Source organism: Leptospira gomenensis (assembly GCF_004770155.1).
Classification (GTDB): Bacteria; Spirochaetota; Leptospiria; order Leptospirales; family Leptospiraceae; genus Leptospira; species Leptospira gomenensis.
Window position 1 is genome coordinate 174,238 of the sequence record NZ_RQFA01000080.1, and the last position, 16,763, is coordinate 191,000.

At 44.2% G+C, this 16,763-nt stretch carries 13 protein-coding genes; 6 read left to right on the plus strand and 7 right to left on the minus strand.

Annotated features, from left to right (window positions below):
• Positions 1–7 precede the first annotated feature (7 nt).
• The gene (locus EHQ17_RS18355; RefSeq protein ID WP_135736226.1) at positions 8–2,089 is read right to left on the minus strand and encodes an OmpA family protein; all 2,082 of its coding nucleotides are present in this window, start codon (positions 2,087–2,089) and stop codon (positions 8–10) included.
• A gap of 96 nt (positions 2,090–2,185) precedes the next feature.
• Here EHQ17_RS18355 and folP point away from each other — a divergent pair, with 96 nt between their 5' ends.
• Positions 2,186–3,028 (plus strand): dihydropteroate synthase, encoded by an 843-nt coding sequence (gene folP, locus EHQ17_RS18360; protein WP_135593666.1) that lies wholly within the window; start codon positions 2,186–2,188, stop codon positions 3,026–3,028.
• Positions 3,029–3,053: 25 nt separating this feature from the next.
• On the opposite strand, the gene EHQ17_RS18365 is transcribed toward folP, so the two are convergent.
• Positions 3,054–4,052, minus strand: a complete 999-nt coding sequence (locus EHQ17_RS18365; RefSeq protein WP_425460726.1) for a tetratricopeptide repeat protein — start codon at positions 4,050–4,052, stop codon at positions 3,054–3,056.
• On the minus strand, positions 4,036–4,935 hold the full coding sequence (locus EHQ17_RS18370; RefSeq protein WP_135593940.1) for a tetratricopeptide repeat protein: 900 nt from the start codon (positions 4,933–4,935) through the stop codon (positions 4,036–4,038). Before EHQ17_RS18370 ends, EHQ17_RS18365 begins: the two co-directional genes overlap by 17 nt.
• Positions 4,936–5,042: 107 nt before the next feature.
• Here EHQ17_RS18370 and mpl36 point away from each other — a divergent pair, with 107 nt between their 5' ends.
• On the plus strand, positions 5,043–5,969 hold the full coding sequence (mpl36, locus tag EHQ17_RS18375) for an RlpA family plasminogen-binding lipoprotein MPL36 (RefSeq protein ID WP_135593664.1): 927 nt from the start codon (positions 5,043–5,045) through the stop codon (positions 5,967–5,969).
• A gap of 56 nt (positions 5,970–6,025) precedes the next feature.
• Here mpl36 and EHQ17_RS18380 read toward each other — a convergent pair whose 3' ends face one another.
• Positions 6,026–6,283 (minus strand): hypothetical protein, encoded by a 258-nt coding sequence (locus EHQ17_RS18380; protein WP_135593662.1) that lies wholly within the window; start codon positions 6,281–6,283, stop codon positions 6,026–6,028.
• A gap of 117 nt (positions 6,284–6,400) precedes the next feature.
• Positions 6,401–7,114 carry a serine O-acetyltransferase gene (cysE, locus tag EHQ17_RS18385; protein ID WP_135593660.1) on the minus strand — a complete coding sequence of 238 codons (714 nt, stop codon included), beginning with the start codon at positions 7,112–7,114 and terminating at the stop codon, positions 6,401–6,403.
• Positions 7,115–7,204: 90 nt separating this feature from the next.
• Between cysE and EHQ17_RS18390 the strand changes: the two genes are divergently transcribed.
• Together EHQ17_RS18390 and EHQ17_RS18395 are read left to right on the plus strand one after the other, a co-directional pair.
• Positions 7,205–8,131: a site-2 protease family protein gene (locus EHQ17_RS18390; RefSeq protein ID WP_135593658.1), complete on the plus strand. Its 927-nt coding sequence runs from the start codon at positions 7,205–7,207 to the stop codon at positions 8,129–8,131.
• Entirely contained in the window at positions 8,095–9,510 is a 1,416-nt protein-coding gene (locus EHQ17_RS18395) for a Vgb family protein (protein WP_135593656.1), read from the plus strand. Before EHQ17_RS18390 ends, EHQ17_RS18395 begins: the two co-directional genes overlap by 37 nt.
• Before the next feature lie 340 nt (positions 9,511–9,850).
• Here the strand turns inward: EHQ17_RS18395 and EHQ17_RS18400 are convergent, their stop codons facing one another.
• Both EHQ17_RS18400 and EHQ17_RS18405 read right to left on the minus strand, forming a co-directional pair.
• A complete protein-coding gene (locus EHQ17_RS18400) occupies positions 9,851–11,230 on the minus strand; it encodes an MATE family efflux transporter (protein WP_135593654.1) in 1,380 nt (459 codons plus the stop codon).
• A gap of 4 nt (positions 11,231–11,234) precedes the next feature.
• Positions 11,235–12,521 carry a dicarboxylate/amino acid:cation symporter gene (locus tag EHQ17_RS18405; RefSeq protein WP_135593652.1) on the minus strand — a complete coding sequence of 429 codons (1,287 nt, stop codon included), beginning with the start codon at positions 12,519–12,521 and terminating at the stop codon, positions 11,235–11,237.
• Between the two features lie 139 nt (positions 12,522–12,660).
• Between EHQ17_RS18405 and EHQ17_RS18410 the strand changes: the two genes are divergently transcribed.
• Positions 12,661–15,843, plus strand: a complete 3,183-nt coding sequence (locus EHQ17_RS18410) for a SpoIIE family protein phosphatase (RefSeq protein WP_135593650.1) — start codon at positions 12,661–12,663, stop codon at positions 15,841–15,843.
• A complete protein-coding gene (locus tag EHQ17_RS18415; RefSeq protein ID WP_425460727.1) occupies positions 15,824–16,726 on the plus strand; it encodes a gluzincin family metallopeptidase in 903 nt (300 codons plus the stop codon). Before EHQ17_RS18410 ends, EHQ17_RS18415 begins: the two co-directional genes overlap by 20 nt.
• Positions 16,727–16,763 lie beyond the last annotated feature (37 nt).

A 16,763-nucleotide genomic window follows, 5' to 3' on the forward strand; every position in this document is an offset into this window, starting at 1 on the left:
AAACTCCTTAGAGTTTTCGGAAACCCACCCTTCGATTTTTTGCTCTTCCGTTTTCCGTTTCATTATCTGCATCCGGCTGCGAGTACCAATAAGCTCTGACCTTAATCCGTTTTTCAGAAATTCCTTTACTCAGGAGATATTCGTAAACGTTACGTGCCCTTTTGGCGCTCAATCTCGTATTGTATTCTTTTGAGGCGACGTTATCCGTATGTCCCCCGATTTCAATTTTATCGGACGCATTTTTCGATAGATAGTCTACAAGAGGATCCAATAACTTTTTGTGATCGTCCGTCATTTTTGTCTTATTAAATTCGAAGTATACCCGTAGATTATAGATCGGATCTACGTCCTTCTCCGCTTTAAGGTAAATCGTCACGACTCCGTTCTTGGAAATATTTTTTTGAATAATATTTACGCTCTCGGAAATATATTTCGGAGCGGTTGCAAACAACTCGAAGTCTATCTCGGGAAGTTTTTCGATCGTAAAGGCCTTTTTGTCAGCGTCGAGCGGTAGGTTTTCCCCTTTTCTGTTGGTAGGAGTGAATAAAGTAACTTTTGCTTCGGGGATTACCGCTTTGGTCGCGGCGTCCGCAACTACGACCTTAAATCCGGTCGAAGTTTTCGGTTCTTCGTTTTGTGTTACCGGATCGTTGTTTTTGACCGGTTCCTCGGCTTTTGCTTCCCCGGTTTTGATCGGAAGTAAGACATAAGTCCTGTAAACTTTCCTGTTTTTTCCGATGTTTCCCCGCAAATCCAATATGTCTTCTTGCGGATGGAAACCAGGTGAGCTGATTTCTATCTTATAAATTTTTCCGGTTTGTAGTACGGTATTGAAGTTGGATGGTTTTCCTTTGGTAAGATCCCCTCCGATACGTTTCGAGGTGATGACGTTCGCAGGTTTTGTTCCATCATAAATTTTTAATGTAGCATCGAGACCGATCATCGTCTTTTCGGAACCGTCCAAAACTAGACCCTTAAAATTGAGCGCGTACGAATTGCGAAGAGCTTCCGGAACTTGAAAACGATATATGTCGAACTGACCTTCTCCTCCGGAACGATTGGATGATATAAAGGCCCAGATTCCGTCTCTATCGAAACTGATTCCTTCGTTATCGAAACCTTCCCACTTATCGGTGTTAAACGGTTTGGGTAGAAGAAAAAGGGAGGATTGATCGATTTTCGGAATTTCGACGTTTTGAGATTTAACGGAAGTAGCTTTCGTTTCCTCGACGGTTTCTTCTTCGTCTTCCAGCATATGATCCAATGAGGATTTGTAACGGAGAAAGATACGATAGATCTTGAATTTTTTTCTTTCGTCTTCCCGATTGGAGCTGAAGTAGAGTTGTTCTCCGTCCTGATGTATAAACGGCAGGATTTCGCTCTCGGAAGAATTTAGCGGGGAGCCTAGATTTTTAGGCTGCGACCAAACCCCCGTTTTGAGATCGCGGGTCGAAATCCAAAGATCGAAATCTCCGTAACCGCCCGGCCGATCCGATGAAAAGATCAAAAACCTTCCGTCGGGAGAGATTGCGGGCATCTTTTCGTTGAAGTTCGTGTTGATCTCGTTGAGATGTTCCGGATCGGTCCATCTTCCCGTTTTTTTATCTTTGATCGTGCGGTATAGGTTCAGTCCTTCAAAGCCGTTTCTGCCATGGGTTTGATTTACCGTAGAGGTGAAATAAATTTCCACCGGAGAATTGTTTTCGTCGAAGAGGATCGAGGCACCTCCTTCGAAACCGTTCGTATTGAATAGGTTCGGTTTTTTAACTCCGGAAACGGAAGCGCGTTTTAATTCTTCCCTGATACTTTGGTTCATGTTGACCGGTTTCGTCCATTCTGCGGGAGCTTCCTTATCGAGATACTGGACGTTTTCGGAAATCCAAAGATCCATTCCTCCTTCGCCACCGGGTCGGTTGGATTGGAAGACGACGTATTTTCCGTCCGGGCTGACGATAGGATTGTATTCGTCGTTCTGCGTATTCAAAGGTTGTCCGAATTGTTTTTCCGGAAGATCGGGCAAAGGCTGCGAAAGTACGTGCGATCCGATGCAGAAAGTAAGGATAAAAAGAAACTTGGAAAGAAGACGCATGAATCACTCCAAAAAGAAAGTAGAACGAGGTGCCGTTTTTAGTTTTAATTTCAGGATCTCCTTTAAAGTATCGGTCTTAAGAGCGATATTTTAAAGATGGAAACCCTTCCGGATTCGAATTCTTCCCGCAGTTTACCGGTGATCTTCGGCGTTCTTAACATCACCGAGGATTCCTTTTCGGACGGCGGACTTTACATAAACAAAAAGGATTCCTTAAAACACGCGGAGGAAATGATTCTCGGCGGTGCGAACGTGATCGATGCGGGCGCTCAATCCTCCAACATCCAAGCCGATTTAGTGGGACCGGATGTGGAATGGCATAGATTAAACGAAGTGATTCCCGATTTGGTTGAAAAAAAAATCCGGGTGTCGGTGGATTCCTTTCAGCCGAGCGTTATCCGTAAATCTTTGGAGGCCGGTGCGGAATTCATCAATCATATCCGGGGATTCGTGGACGATGAATCGGTTTATGAAATTTCGAAATACTCGAATACTGAAAAGAAATTCATTCTGATGTTTTCGTACAATCGCGCCAACCGTGCTGGAATCGATTCTCACCTAACAACGGATAACGTAATTTCGGAAATAGTCTCCTTTTTTAGGGAAAGAAAAAAGGTTTTGATCGACGCGGGCATTTCCCAAGAACAATTGATCTTCGACCCGGGAATGGGTTTTTTTCTGAGTCCCGATTTTAGAGTGAGTTTCGAAGTCCTCAGAAAAATCGAATCCCTCCGGGAGGAATTTTCTCCGACGATGGTTTCGGTCGCTAAAAAATCCTTTTTAGGAAACGCGTTAGGCGGTCTTCCGGTTGCGGAACGTGAAATCGCCACGGCGGTTTCGGAGTTGTTTCTTTCCCTAAAAGGAATCGATTATATCCGTACTCATCAGCCCAAGAATTTTCTGCAAGCGCGTCGGATTTGGGATTTACTCCGAGCCTGAAACCTGTTTTCGAATTCGTTCGGTATCATCTTCCGGACTTGATGTCCTCCATCGCTTTTTTACCGGCGGGATTCAGGGTCGGAAGGATGTCTTCTTCCTTGATCTGAAGTCCTTTTGCCTGCATTTTTTTTACGTACGGAAGAAGAGGGCTAAGGTCCGCGTTGGGATTGACTGACAACAATATCCGTTTCCATAACTCCAAAAAAGCCAGAGTTTCCCTTTCCGAGTCGGGAGATTTGCGGATCCAATCCAGCGCTTCCTGGTAATTTCGTTTTTCATAATATGCTTTCGCGATATAATAATTGAGATCGGGAATTTTATCGTCCGTGGAATGAAGGTTAACGGCGAACATCAGAAGATCGTCCCATTTTTCCATATCGTGCGCCAAAAAAACCATAGAAGCCCGTGCGTTTTTGTTGTACGGATTGATTTGCAGGATTTTTTCGAGATAATAATACGCTTTTTCGAAATCGTGTTTTTCCAAAAAATAAGAAGCCAATTCTTCCCAGGAAACGACCTCCATTCCGGGAACTTTGGATTGAACGTCCAAAAACAAAACGGTCTCTTCCCTTCTATTTTGTGTGTTCCATATCTTTCTGAGTTCGTTGACTTGATTTTTCTTTGCTGATTTTAGATAGGAGGCGATTTCTATCTTGGCGCTTTCGTATTCGTCCACGAGAAAATACATCCGGATCAGATTGGAAAAGCAGATCGGATTTTGATCGGAGGATTTGAGACATTCCTTCCAATACGACTCAGCGTCGTCCAATAGGGAGTTTTTTGCGAACAAAATCGCCAGGTTATTTTTATCCTCGGGGGAGGTTCCTTTTCCGCGGAAGCCGCGCACCGCCCAAAGGGAGATCGGTTTCTCCAATTCCGTCTGCGAAAATTCAGCCGAATTCAAGTAAAGAAACTGAGGATCGCTTTCGAGAGTTTCCGCATAACGAATAGGATAGATGCAGGAACCTAAACAACAAACGAAGAATAGAAGGAATAAAAAAAGACGATTAATTTTCCTGAGCACCGGATTCTTCCAATTGTTTCTGAGCGTAGAGCATGTATTTCAAAGCGCGCTCTTTATCACCATGGAATAGATACATAAGCGAAAGATCAAGTGCATCCTGAGGATTGGGAGCAGCGAAGTCTTCCGGGTTTTCCTTGCTCATCTCGAATTTGGAGCGGAATTCCTCGAGTTTCTTTTTGGTAAGTTTTTCCAGAGAATCGAAAAAGGCGGCCTCATCCTGATTTTTTTTGCTCTCTTCGACCGCGTCCGAAAATTTAGTGAAGCCTTTGGATTGGGAAGTGGCCTGTTTTAAAATTTCGAAAGATTGTTTAAAATTTCCGAGTCGAGAATGGACTTCGGAGATCAACACCTGCATTCTGGAATCTCCGGGATACAATCCGTTTACCTTGGTCGCGGTTTCCAAACATTCCCGCCAGCGTTCCTTTTCGAATTGAAGCGTGGCCAAGGCGGTCAACGCCATTCGATTTTTCGGATCGAGACGGATCGCGTTTGTGAGATACAATTCCGTCTTATCGTCTTTTTCGATTTGTCGATAACAGTATGCGAGAAGGATATGCGATTTCAAAAATCTCTTTTCGATTTCCAGGGATTTTTTGAGGGAACGGATCGAAGTTTCGATTTCTCCCAATCGATACAACTCTACGCCGATATTGTAATATAGCTCCGGAGTTTTGGAGATCGATAACGCGTTTTGATAGATTTCGATCGCTTTTTTGGAATCTCCTTGTTTGGAGTAAAGAGCTCCCAAGTTGAGATACGACTTTTGGTATTTAGGCTGGGAGAGAATGATACTTTCGTAAAGTCGGATCGCTTCCGGATATTTTCCTTCCTTTTCCAACGCGAGTGCTTGGTTGAATTTTTTGCTTATATCCGTTCCGGTCATATACGAACTATCGGTTCGTTTTCCCTTGAGGACGATCGAAAAAGTTGTCATGGAATTTTTATAATCTACCGATTGGATAAAGGAATCACTAGGACCCGAGGGAACAAATGAAACAAATAGCAATTTTAGTTGCCCTGATCATCTTTACGTCGTGCGCTTCCGTCGAATCGAAACGCAGCGTCAGCGCGTCGGGCGATCCTTCCGAAATCTTTTTCGAAAAGGAAATCGCACCGATGGACAGGGAAGCGGCCGGATCCAATACCGGATCCACGAAACCGATCCGAAGATCGTTCGAGGAGGAACTGAACGTCGAAAAGTACGCGAAAGCGCAACCTCCTGAAAAAACGAACAATTCTTCCGGAGATTTCGACGAAATCGGAATGTCCTCCTGGTACGGAGCCAAGTTTCACGGAAAACCGACCGCAAGCGGGGAGAAGTTCGACAAAACCAAATTAACCGCGGCGCATCCGACTCTTCCGTTGGGATCCATCATTCGGGTTCAGAATTTGGAGAATCAGAAAGAAGTACTCGTGAAGATCAACGACCGAGGACCGTTCGTAAAGGATAGAATCATCGATCTTTCCGAAAAAGCGGCGGAGACTTTGGATTTCAAGGACGTAGGAATCGCAAAGGTTGGAATCAAAGTTGTCAAACGCGGAGGAGCCGGAAGTGAAGAATCCGAGGACTTGGAAAACGCGGACGACGAAGAAACTTTGCTCGGAGACGAAACCGGAAAACCGGAAAAACTACATCCGCAAAAATCCGATTATCCGAACAAACCTATTTCCGGCGGAAAATACGCCAAAGGTTCTCCCAAAGGATTTACGGTTCAAGTGGGAGTTTTCCGTGACCAAAACAGAGCCGAAACTTATAAATCCAGTCTGGGTCAAGAATACGGAGAAAAAACGTTCCTCTTTACCAGAGACGGTTTTTTCGTAATTCAAATCGGGGACTTTTCCGGAAGAAACGGAGCCGAGTCCCTCAAATCAAAATTAAAAAACGACGGAATCGATTGTTTCATTCCTAAAAAATAAATCCGTCCGTGGTTCCCTCGAAACGCCGTAATCGTTAAAACGTTACGGCGTTCGTGTTACCGATGGGAACGACAACTGTCCTCTTTCATTTTGGATCTGCATATTTCTTTGGCGAGTTCGACAACGGCGATTCCGCAAGTAGTGGAATTAGCATCCGTACATCCCGGATAAACGAGTAAAAGGGTGGGGTAACATTTGTCGAATTCCTTGATATCATCCGCGCACATTTGTTGGCTGGAGACGAGCAGGTTGCAATTTGTGATTTCTAATAAAAGAGCGATTGCGAATAAAACGGAGAAAATCCTTCTTTTCATGCGGCATATAGAATAGAAGGATTCGGAAAAATCAATTCCGAAACTTTCCTTTCCAACGGGTTGTTTCCGGCAAAAAAGGGCGAGGTAAACGTTATGCGGAACGGACGCACCGCGTTTTTATATTCCGCCTCCATGGATGAATTCGTCCAGGATTTCCTCCAAATTGTCCTTACTCGGTTTGGAAGCCGACTTGGATCCGTCTTTGTGGAGTGAATCCACCTCTTTCTGAAGAGTTTCGATTCTTTCCATCAAAAGGGAGAATACTTTGGCGACCGGATCCGGTATTTCGTTGTGATCCAACATATGTTCGCCTTCTTCTCCGATCGGCATTTTGGATCGAACGATTTTTGCTGGAATTCCGACGACCGTGCTATCGTGCGGGACATCCCGCATCACGACGGATCCGGCTCCGACGCGCACGTTTTTTCCGATCGTGATATTTCCGAGAACTTTCGCGCCTGCTCCGACTACGACGTTCTCCAGCAAGGACGGATGACGTTTTCCGGATTCTTTCCCGGTTCCCCCTAAGGTAACTCCTTGGTAGATCAGACAACCTTTTGCGATCGTCGCGGTTTCTCCGATTACGACCCCGTGGCCGTGATCGATCATGATTCCGTTTGCGATTTTCGCTCCCGGATGAATGTCTATTCCGGTGATAAATCTGGAAAAAGTATTGATCATCCTCGGGATCAAGGGGAGTTTCATCCGATATAAAAAATGCGCGAGCTTATGAAACCACAAAGCATGAAGACCCGGATAACAAAGTATGATTTCCAGATACGATTTCGCGGCCGGATCATACTTTTTAATAAATTTAATATTCTCGAACAAGGTTACGTCTCCGGGTTCTAATTAGGCAAAGGCTAAAAATGCGCGACACGCTGTAAAGAGGATTCTTTCCTATAAGAAGAGAATAAACGATTGAAACAATCACGACCTTTCACACATATCATTCTGTTCGTCCTTACTTTTTTGACTCTAACGTTTCAAAACGAGTTTTTAGAGATTCCGTTTTTACCCGGTTCTTATCTGAAGGAATTATTTCTTCTTAGACTTCCGTATTCTCTTTCTTTGATCGTTATTCTTTCCGCTCACGAAATGGGTCATTTTTTGGCCGCGAGATATTACGGTATTAAATCGACTTGGCCGTATTTTATTCCCGTTCCTTTTGCGCCGATAGGAACCATGGGCGCTGTGATCCGCATTTTGGAACCGATTCGAAATAAAAAACAACTCTTCGACATCGGAATTTGGGGACCGCTTATGAGTTTGATTCTTTCGGTTCCCTGTTATATTCTCGGAATTTATTGGTCCACGTTAGTTCCGATCCAATCCGTAAAGACGAATCCGGCCGTAATCACGTTCGGCGAATCCCTTTTTACGATATTCGTCAATCAATCCGTTTTAGGGCCTTTCGATCCTTCTTTACAAGACGTGTGGATTCATCCTTTGGCACAAGCGGGCTGGGTCGGACTTTTGGTTACGGCGATCAACCTTCTTCCGTTCGGGCAGCTGGACGGAGGACACGTAATTTATTCGGTTTTCGGCGAAAAATACAGGAACTGGATTTATTATCTTTTTACGGGCTTTTTACTTTTGTGTTTTTGGAATTTCTCCTGGTTGTTGTGGGGATTTCTCATTTATTTCCTCATAAAAGTAGAACACCCGTTTGTCCCTGACCCGGTGGTTCCTTTGGATCGAGTTCGGAAGATCGGCGGAATTGCGATTTTGCTTCTGCTGTTTTTCATTTTCGTCCCTTCTCCGATTCAAGTTGGAACTGATATACACAGACCCGGTCTTGCAGAGGAGTTATGGATTTCGCTCAAGTCAGTTTTTACAGGTTTTTGATCGTTCTTTTTTGTTTCGTTTCCGTTCCGGCGCTTTCACAGGATCAGGATATCAAACTCACCGATGGAGCGTACGGATTTACGTACGACGGAACGAATTTTTGGTACATCGATTCCTCTCATCGATCCTTGTATCGTGTCGATCCATCGGGAAGACAAGAATCGTTTCCTATGAACATTCCGTTTCTTACTGGAATTCATTTCGACCCGAGGGAAGGTAGAATTTACGTAGGTTCCAAAAAGTTGATCCTTAAGGTGGAACCGAATACGGGCGGAGTCACGGAACGGATTCCCGTTCCAGTGGATAAGATCGGAGGAGTGGCCAGCCAGGATTCTCTTCTTTATATTTTAGATCAGGAAAACGGGAAAATCTCCATCCTCGATAAGGCCACGGGCAGAATTATAGGAGGGTTTTTGACCGACCGCGCTCAACCGAGGGATTTAGTCTTCGCTCGTGATTCTCTTTGGATATCGGATTCTTCCGACGGAAACATCTATCGATACAATCCCAATAACGGAGCGATTACCGGTTCCGTCAAAACGCCGGCCAAAGATATCCGTGGAATGGTGTTTTTAGGAAGTAAGATCTTCGTTGTGGATCGAACCGGCAAGGAAATCAGGAAAATTTCCTTCGTAGAAACGGATCGTTTCATCGCTTCCGGAGAAGTCACACGTCAGATTAAAGTGCGTCTAACGTTCTCTTTGGATCAGCTTTCGATTGCGGGCGGTTCTTTAGCCGTGTTACAGCCGCCAACTACGGAACACCAAAGGATTCGAAATCTAAAAATGGGGGAATCCGGATTCAAACAAGACTTTATCGGAAACGCAAGGGCGTTTTCAAAACTTCTGAGCGTGGACGATAAAAAGGGAAAACAAACCTTGGAATATTCTTTCGAAGTAAGAACGCAGAACATCCGTTATTATGTGACCGACGACTTTTTGGAAAAGAAGGAACGGATCGGCGACGATCTCAAACCCTTTCTCAAAGGCGAACCTCTGAATGATCAGAAGAACTCCTATTACGTGGATAAAATTTTCGATGCGCGTCTGTTTCGAAACAATATATCCGCTTTGAAAAAGAATCTGATCGAGGCTTTCATTCCGGTTCGATCCTTGTATTCCGTTTCGGTTCAAAGCGCCGGTCCGGTTTCCTTTAAGGATTCCCTGGAAGCATATATTCCGGGCTTCGGATGGGCTCCGATCTTAAACGTAAAACCCGCCTCGGATGAATCTTCCCGCGTGTTCAAAAAAGGAGAGGAAAGTTTCGATCTGTTCCGCGCGGAGAATCTCGAAGACATCGTGTCCCCCGTTTTCTATAAAAGCAGGGAATCGCAGGAATGGAAGAACGTGCCGGCTGAAATTCAGATCGTTTCGGAATAAAACGCGAATGATTCGATCCTAAAACCGAAACGTTTTTTTTCCGATCGGTTCCCGAAAAAATAGGAACGAGCAGGATACGGACGGGCACCTAACACTAAAAATACGACGCACGACGTTGTATGTAAATAGAGAGAATATAACGCACAATACAATGGACGCAAAGATAAAGAAGGATTCGTATATGCCGACTAACCGCGCGTGAAACGAGCGATTTTATCATCCGCATAACACGAATAATTCGAACAACAATTACAACTCCGCCGATGCGGATATCTCGCCGGCACGAACGGGCTCATTGTGGCTCTTAATAAACCTGACACGAACGTTCCGCACAATAGAACTACCGTAACTCCCTTTGAATTTCGGGGGAAGACGTGCTCGAGAAAATTTCGTCTTTAAATTCGGGGGACTCATTCACTTCGCGTAAAAATTTTCTGGCTTGGAAGGAAAGAGTGATTGCCCGTCCGCTCATCAGAAGCGCAATCGAAAGCCAAAGAAGATGATTGTTTTTATCTGCTTTTCCCAGTAAGGCAACGGGTAAAAAGAACAAGGTCGCGCTGATCAACATGGAATTCCGAAGGATTTTACCACGGGCCAATCCGATAAAAAATCCATCCAAGATAAAAGCGACCGCTCCGATCTCCAGAATCGGAACGAGCCAATAACGATATTCGCCTAACAGAATCGATACGGAAGGGCTTTTGACGATCGCACCGAAGGTGGATTGAGGAAATACAAAAATGATTCCCAAATAAATACCTGTGAAAAGAAAACCAGTGATCAGAGCGAGGTTTAAAAGTTCTCCGAGCTCTTTCCATTTTTTTTCTCCGTAAAGAATTCCGGCCATACTTTCCATTGCAAGGGCGGCCCCGTCCACCAAATAGGCGCTGACTAAAATGAGTTGCAACAAAATCGAATTGGCCGCTAAAACCTCAGCTCCGGATTCCGAACTGAAGTTTCGGAACAAACTGAAGGTTAAAATCAAAAACAAGGTCCGTAAAAATATGTCCTGATTCAAACGCAAAAGGGAAATAAAACTTTTGGGCGAAGTTAAATCCGATTTGCGTAAAACCGCGGATCTCAAAGAGGAACTCGTTTTCCATTCCACGATGAGGAAAAAGATAAACACGAATAACATCCCGAACTGACTGATGTTTGTGGCGAGCCCGGCTCCGTATGCTTCCCAGCCCAAGCCGAGAATGAACCAAAAATCCAAAAGGATATTCAAAGCGTTCGCGATGATCGTTGCCGCTAAAACGAAGGAACTTTTTCCGCGTCCCAAAAACCAACCGATAAAAACGTAATTGCATAATACGGCGATCGAACCTGAAATTCGAGCTTCGTAATACGCGGTTCCCGCCGCTTTGACGTCGTCGGCTCCTTTTAAAATTCCGAAACCCGCGTCCAAAATCCAAGGAGACATCAGAAAAATCCCTAACCCGAAAAAACAGGCCAATAAAAGCGATCGTATCAAAATCAAAAGCGATTCCGTTTCGTTTCTCTCGCCGAGAGACTGGGCCGTAAGTCCGGTCGTTCCCATTCGTAAAAATCCGAACATCCAAAATACGAAATCGAAGATGATTTCGGAAAGGGCGGCACCGGCCATAAATACATGAGTATCAAGGTTTCCTAATATGGCCGTATCGATCAATCCCGTAAGCGGGACCGTTATGTTTGCGAGAATATTATAAAAAGTGAGTTTATAAAACGCGGATTTCACTCGATCAACTCGTTTTGTCCATCACACACGACGCGGTTATATCTCCGGTAACGTTGATCGTAGTTCGACACATATCCAAAAAACGATCCACTCCTAAAATGATTCCTATTCCCTCAGCGGGAATTCCCAAACTCGAAAGGATCGTTGCCAGGATTACGATTCCGATCCCGGGTGTGCTCGGCGTTCCGATCGAAGCCCCGACGGTGGAAAAAAGAAGAAATACCAATTGTGCGATTCCGAGCTCGATTCCGTAATATTGCGCCAGAAAAATCGATGCCACCGCCTGATACAATGCGGTTCCGTCCATGTTGACCGTGGCTCCGATAGGTATGATAAATTCGGCGATGTTCTTTTTCACTCCTAGATTTTCTGTTGCAGTTTGAATCGAAACGGGCATGACCGCGGCCGAACTAGAAGTGGAAAAAGCGAGTAGTTGAAGACTTGCTATTTTTTGAAAGAAGCGGATCGGATTTCTTCCCGCGATAAATATAAGAATCAGCGAATAAAAAACTAAAACACAAATCAAACCGAGCAACACGGTGCCCATATAAATTCCCAGAGTCAAAAGCAGCTCCACTCCGATCGAAGCTACGGCTTTCGTCATTAAACCGAAGACAGCGAACGGCGTGAGGGCCATAGCCCAGTTTACGATTTTCATGCTGATTTGAAAGATAGAGTTTAGAATTTCAAGGATCGGTTTGGAAATTTCTTTCGAAACAGAAAGGATGGCAATTCCTATCAAAAAAGAAAATACGATCACGCTTAACATTTCCCCTTGAGTTACTGCAAGCGCTGGGTTTTTAGGAAAGAAGGACATGAACAATTCCGGATATTTATCCGGACTAGGAATACCCGCTGAGATCGGAATTTTCGAACTTTGTACGTGGGTTACGATCGAAGTCATCGACTTTCCCGGAGCGATCCAGAGAGCCAGCGCGATTCCGATCGAAACCGCGGCGAAGGTGGTTAAAACGAAATACAGGATCGTACGAATTCCCAGTTTTTTTACGTTCTCTATGTTTTCGGCCGAACAAATTCCGAGAATAATAGAAGAAAAGATCAACGGAATCATGATCATCTGCAGAAGACTGATGAAGATAAGGCCGGGTAGCACAAGCCAGGAAGAAGTGAGTTGAGCGACTTCCGCGTTCACTAAAGACAAATCCGATCCGAGTAGGATACCGGTCAAGATGCCCAAAGCCATACCGATAAGAATTTTGAGCCAGAGTTTTTCCTTGAGATGTCTGGAAATCTTGAGATTGAGAGATAGGAGTTTTTCAAAAACGGGCATAATTGAAAACTCTTTTGAATCCTTATTTTTTCTATTGATTTTTAGTTTTGGTATGAATTATTGAAACCGTTTTCAAGATTTTTGAATTAACCGTGCTTTTTTCGAACAAAATAAACAATTAGAAAGACGGCTGGAGATTATGGGATTGGACTTTCTGGGATCGGACTTGGTTCTCTTTAATTATTATTCTTTTGGCAGTCTTTTAGTAACGATAACGACCTTTTTTCTTGCGGCGTTTTTTAATAGCCTGCGACGCAAGACGGTCGCGACATATCACCTCGGAATCGGCTTTTTTATTCTGGGGTTTTTCGAAATCGGATATTTTTTCGCAGCGTTGTTTTATCATCCTCTTGCCGCGTATCATAGATGGCTTACGGGATGTTTGATTCTTCCTTCGATCGCCCACTTCACCCAATTTTTTCTCCGTTATCCTAACAATAATAACAAACGTCTCGCTTCTTGGGTTCTGATTGCGGAGCACATCATCGGAATTATCGTTGCCTGTCTTTTCATTTACTTCACTTATATTTCGGAACGGATCTACCACTTTACCGCCCATCATTGGGATTTCAACGCGTTGGGCGCAAGTAGATATCTGGCGTTCATCATCGCCGCTTACAGTGTGATCGCTTTTATTTTAGTTCCCGCTTGGAGAATTATCACCGATAAGGAAAAAAAGCGCTTCGCTATCTTTTTATTCGCATTCGGTTTTATCATCGCCGCTTTTTACCCGAACATCGCCAACGTTTTGAGTCGGGACGGAGTGATGGATCGTTCCACATACATGACGTCTAACGTTATTTTCTTTATCGCGGCGTTTTCCGTCGTGGCGATCGTATTCATCAACAATAGTACTGAACGGACGACGTTCATGGTAAAGATCGTCGGAATTACGCTGTTTACCATTTGTCTGATCATGCAGGCTCTCGTTTTTATCTCCAACCAGGATAAAGAAGCCGAATACAACAGCTTGCACGTCGTAAACAGCGAACGCGTTTTGGAGAACGGTCGGAAAAACAACGAGGTCCAGTATATTCTCCGATACGAGGAGAAAACGGGGGATCTGATTACGACCGATTACGATTTCAAATACGGAATCGATCTTTCTTCCGTAAAAGTGGATTTACAGAACACTTTGATCTACGAGGAGATCGCCGCCTTAAAGGAGGACAACTTCCGCGAAAACCTGAAATTCATTTTGGATTCCTCTCCCGAATATTTTTCCGGTTATAAGGATGCGATTTACAAATTCTTAAAATCGAATTCTGCGTTGCCGGTCAAAGACTTGAAAATCGCGCTTCTGGATCATGCGGAAAAGTTGAATAAGGATGCGTTCGTAAGCACGAACAAACTTCAGGGGATTCGCGCGGATCATTTCTGCGAAGAAGGAAGAAGTTATCTAGAAAAAAATAAGGATCTGGAATCCTTTAGAAACGGGATCTTAAAAAATCTCAACGGTTGCTCCTGGAAAGGAAAAGAACTTTCCGGAAAAGAACTGAAAGCGGAATTCCTAAAATATTTCGGCTACTTCAAAGCGGCGGAAACCCGGCATTATAGAAGAAGTATGGACGGAGCGGGACATCACGTCGCGTTTATGAAATACATTCCCGCCAAAAAACAGGTCGTGGAATTGGGATTTTCGTACAAACGATATAGGGAATTTATGCACCCGACATCCGTAAAACAAACGATCATTCTGCTCGTTGTGATATTCGTTGTGTTGGTGTTGTTTCCTTTGTTCTTTAAGAGTAGTCTTGTCAATCCTCTCAATAATTTATTGTCCGGAGTTGAAAAGGTCAACAAAGGGGATCTGGACGTTCAGGTTCCCGTGAAAGTTCGGGATGAAATCGGATTTTTGGCGGATTCCTTCAACTCGATGGTTTCTTCGATCAAACAAGCGCGGAGGGAATTGCAAGACTACGCGGAAAATCTGGAAGAGAAGGTTAAGGAAAGAACCCAGGAAGTACAGGAAAAAATGGAGGAAGTCCAACGGTTGAAAGTTCAACAGGACGGGGATTACTTCCTGACTTCCCTTCTTGCAAAACCGCTTTTTTACAACGCGAACAAATCCAAATTAGTTCAGACTGAATTCGTCCTAAAGCAGAAAAAACAATTCGAATTCCGCGGAAAACATTCGGATCTCGGCGGAGACATTTGCGTCACCGGAAATTTACGACTGGGTACCCCCGAAAATTATAAACGTTATACTATGGTCATGAACGGCGATGCGATGGGTAAGTCCATGCAGGGAGCCGGAGGCGCTCTCGTTATGGGGGTCGTGATGAATTCCATCATGGCTCGTTCTGCCGCCAACAATAGAATTTTGGAAAAGACTCCGTCCGAATGGTTGGAAGACGTCTACAACGAAATCCATTCCGTTTTTAAATCGTTTAACGGGAGTATGGTGATCTCCGCCACGATCTTTTTGATCGAAGAGGAAACCGGAAAATGTTTTTATTTCAACGCGGAACACCCGTTTACAGTTTTATACCGGGACGGAAAAGCCAGCTTTTTGGAAGAGGGATTACAACTTCGTAAATTGGGATTGGATTCGGAATTCGATTTTAAAATACGCTACTTCGATTTAAAAAAAGGTGATATTCTAATTCTAGGATCGGACGGTCGGGACGATATCGACCTTACTCCCGAGGAAACGGTCAGAACCATCAACGAGGACGAAAATCTTTTTCTACAAAACGTCGAAAAAGGAAGAGGTAATCTAGAGGATATCGAGGCCGAGATACGCAAATACGGAGAACTCACGGACGACCTTTCGCTTCTTAAGGTAGAGTTCCAAACGGAAAAGAAAAAGGACGAACTCGACGAAATGTTTACCGGCGGGGATCGAATCGAAGTCGTCTTGAACCCCGACACGATTTACGAAGACGCCAAACAACTCTATAAAAACGGCAAGGTGGAGCAGGCGCTTGAACTTTTAAAAACCGGTTATACACACGACACCGCCAACCAGAAAATCAACAAACTTCTGGGTCTTTTGAGTTTTAAAGGAAAGGATTATTCGACCGCAATCGAGGTCTTGAACAATTATCTTAAAACGGATCCGGGTTTACACGAATACTGGTTTTATCTTTCCATCGCCAATAAGAAGGTCGGAAAATACGAACAAGCTCTTCAAGCTAGTTTAAAACTTCGTGATATTCAACCGGACAATCTTTCCAATCTCGTAAACCTTTCGGACATCTATCGACTGATGGACCAATTCGATCTGGCCGAGGAAGTGGCGCAGAAACTGATGCATCTGGATCCTGGAAATCAAAACGGCGAAAGACTTTTGAAACTCATTGAAAGAGATCGTGCGTAAATCCGTTTTTTGGATCTTATTTTCCCTTTCCTTTCAGATTTTTCCGGATTCAAAACCGTGGATTCGAAAGATTCCCCTTTCCCGAGGGGATCTCATTTTGGAAATCAGAAACACTTCGCAGGAAAAAAATTGGAACGAATTCGCTTTCCGCAAAACGACCGATCTGTTTAGGGCTCTGGAATCCTATTCCGGAATTTCCTTTCACGAGGCGAGTGCGGCCGTTTTCGAAGGTCAAAAGTCTTCCGAAAAATTCCGCGTTCTTTTGGTGGTTCAGGATCAGATTTTTTTAAACGGAACTCGAGTGGGAGGTTATAACAATATCTCCGGTGATCTCGGTCCGGCGCGCGGAATTTTTATGGAGCCGGATCTTTCCCCTCCCGGACATCCCGCGCTGCTCTTTCACGAATTGGGGCATTTTTATTTTTCGGATCTTCCTTGGTTGAGCGAGGGTTTGGTTTCGTTTTTGCCTCTCGTACTTTATAAGGAAAAAAAAATCCAACTTTCCAAAGGGGAACTTATTTCCATTGCGGAAGAATGGAGTACGGAAGAGGGACTTCCGGGAGGAAAGGATTTTCCACTCGATCCTGACTTCCGTGAAAAACATCCCGCTTCCACTCCTACCTTTTACAATAAGGCTCTAAAAGTACAATATATTCTTTATAAAGAGTTGGGCCCTTCCGGTTATCGGGAATTCGTTCGTAAATTGGTCTTCGAGAATTCTCCCAAATCCTCCGCGGAAGCGATTCTACTTTTGAAAAAAATTAAAGATAAAAATTGGAACCGTCTTTTGAAAGGTTGGATTTTCCCCGGAGCTTATGAGGAATATTCCTGGAAAACCTTTCAAAAAGAATCGATTCTGCGGAATTTCGTTTCGTTTCCCTAAAACGAACAGGCGTTTTACTTAAATCGGATTCTTTCCT

Bases quoted from the DNA above. Each gene is read 5' to 3' on its own strand.
- EHQ17_RS18355 (WP_135736226.1), bottom strand. From the start codon at position 2,089: ATGCGTCTTCTTTCCAAGTTTCTTTTTATCCTTACTTTCTGCATCGGA.
- folP (WP_135593666.1), top strand. From the start codon at position 2,186: ATGGAAACCCTTCCGGATTCGAATTCTTCCCGCAGTTTACCGGTGATC.
- EHQ17_RS18370 (WP_135593940.1), bottom strand. From the start codon at position 4,935: ATGACCGGAACGGATATAAGCAAAAAATTCAACCAAGCACTCGCGTTG.
- mpl36 (WP_135593664.1), top strand. From the start codon at position 5,043: ATGAAACAAATAGCAATTTTAGTTGCCCTGATCATCTTTACGTCGTGC.
- EHQ17_RS18380 (WP_135593662.1), bottom strand. From the start codon at position 6,283: ATGAAAAGAAGGATTTTCTCCGTTTTATTCGCAATCGCTCTTTTATTA.
- EHQ17_RS18395 (WP_135593656.1), top strand. From the start codon at position 8,095: ATGGATTTCGCTCAAGTCAGTTTTTACAGGTTTTTGATCGTTCTTTTT.
- EHQ17_RS18405 (WP_135593652.1), bottom strand. From the start codon at position 12,521: ATGCCCGTTTTTGAAAAACTCCTATCTCTCAATCTCAAGATTTCCAGA.
- EHQ17_RS18410 (WP_135593650.1), top strand. From the start codon at position 12,661: ATGGGATTGGACTTTCTGGGATCGGACTTGGTTCTCTTTAATTATTAT.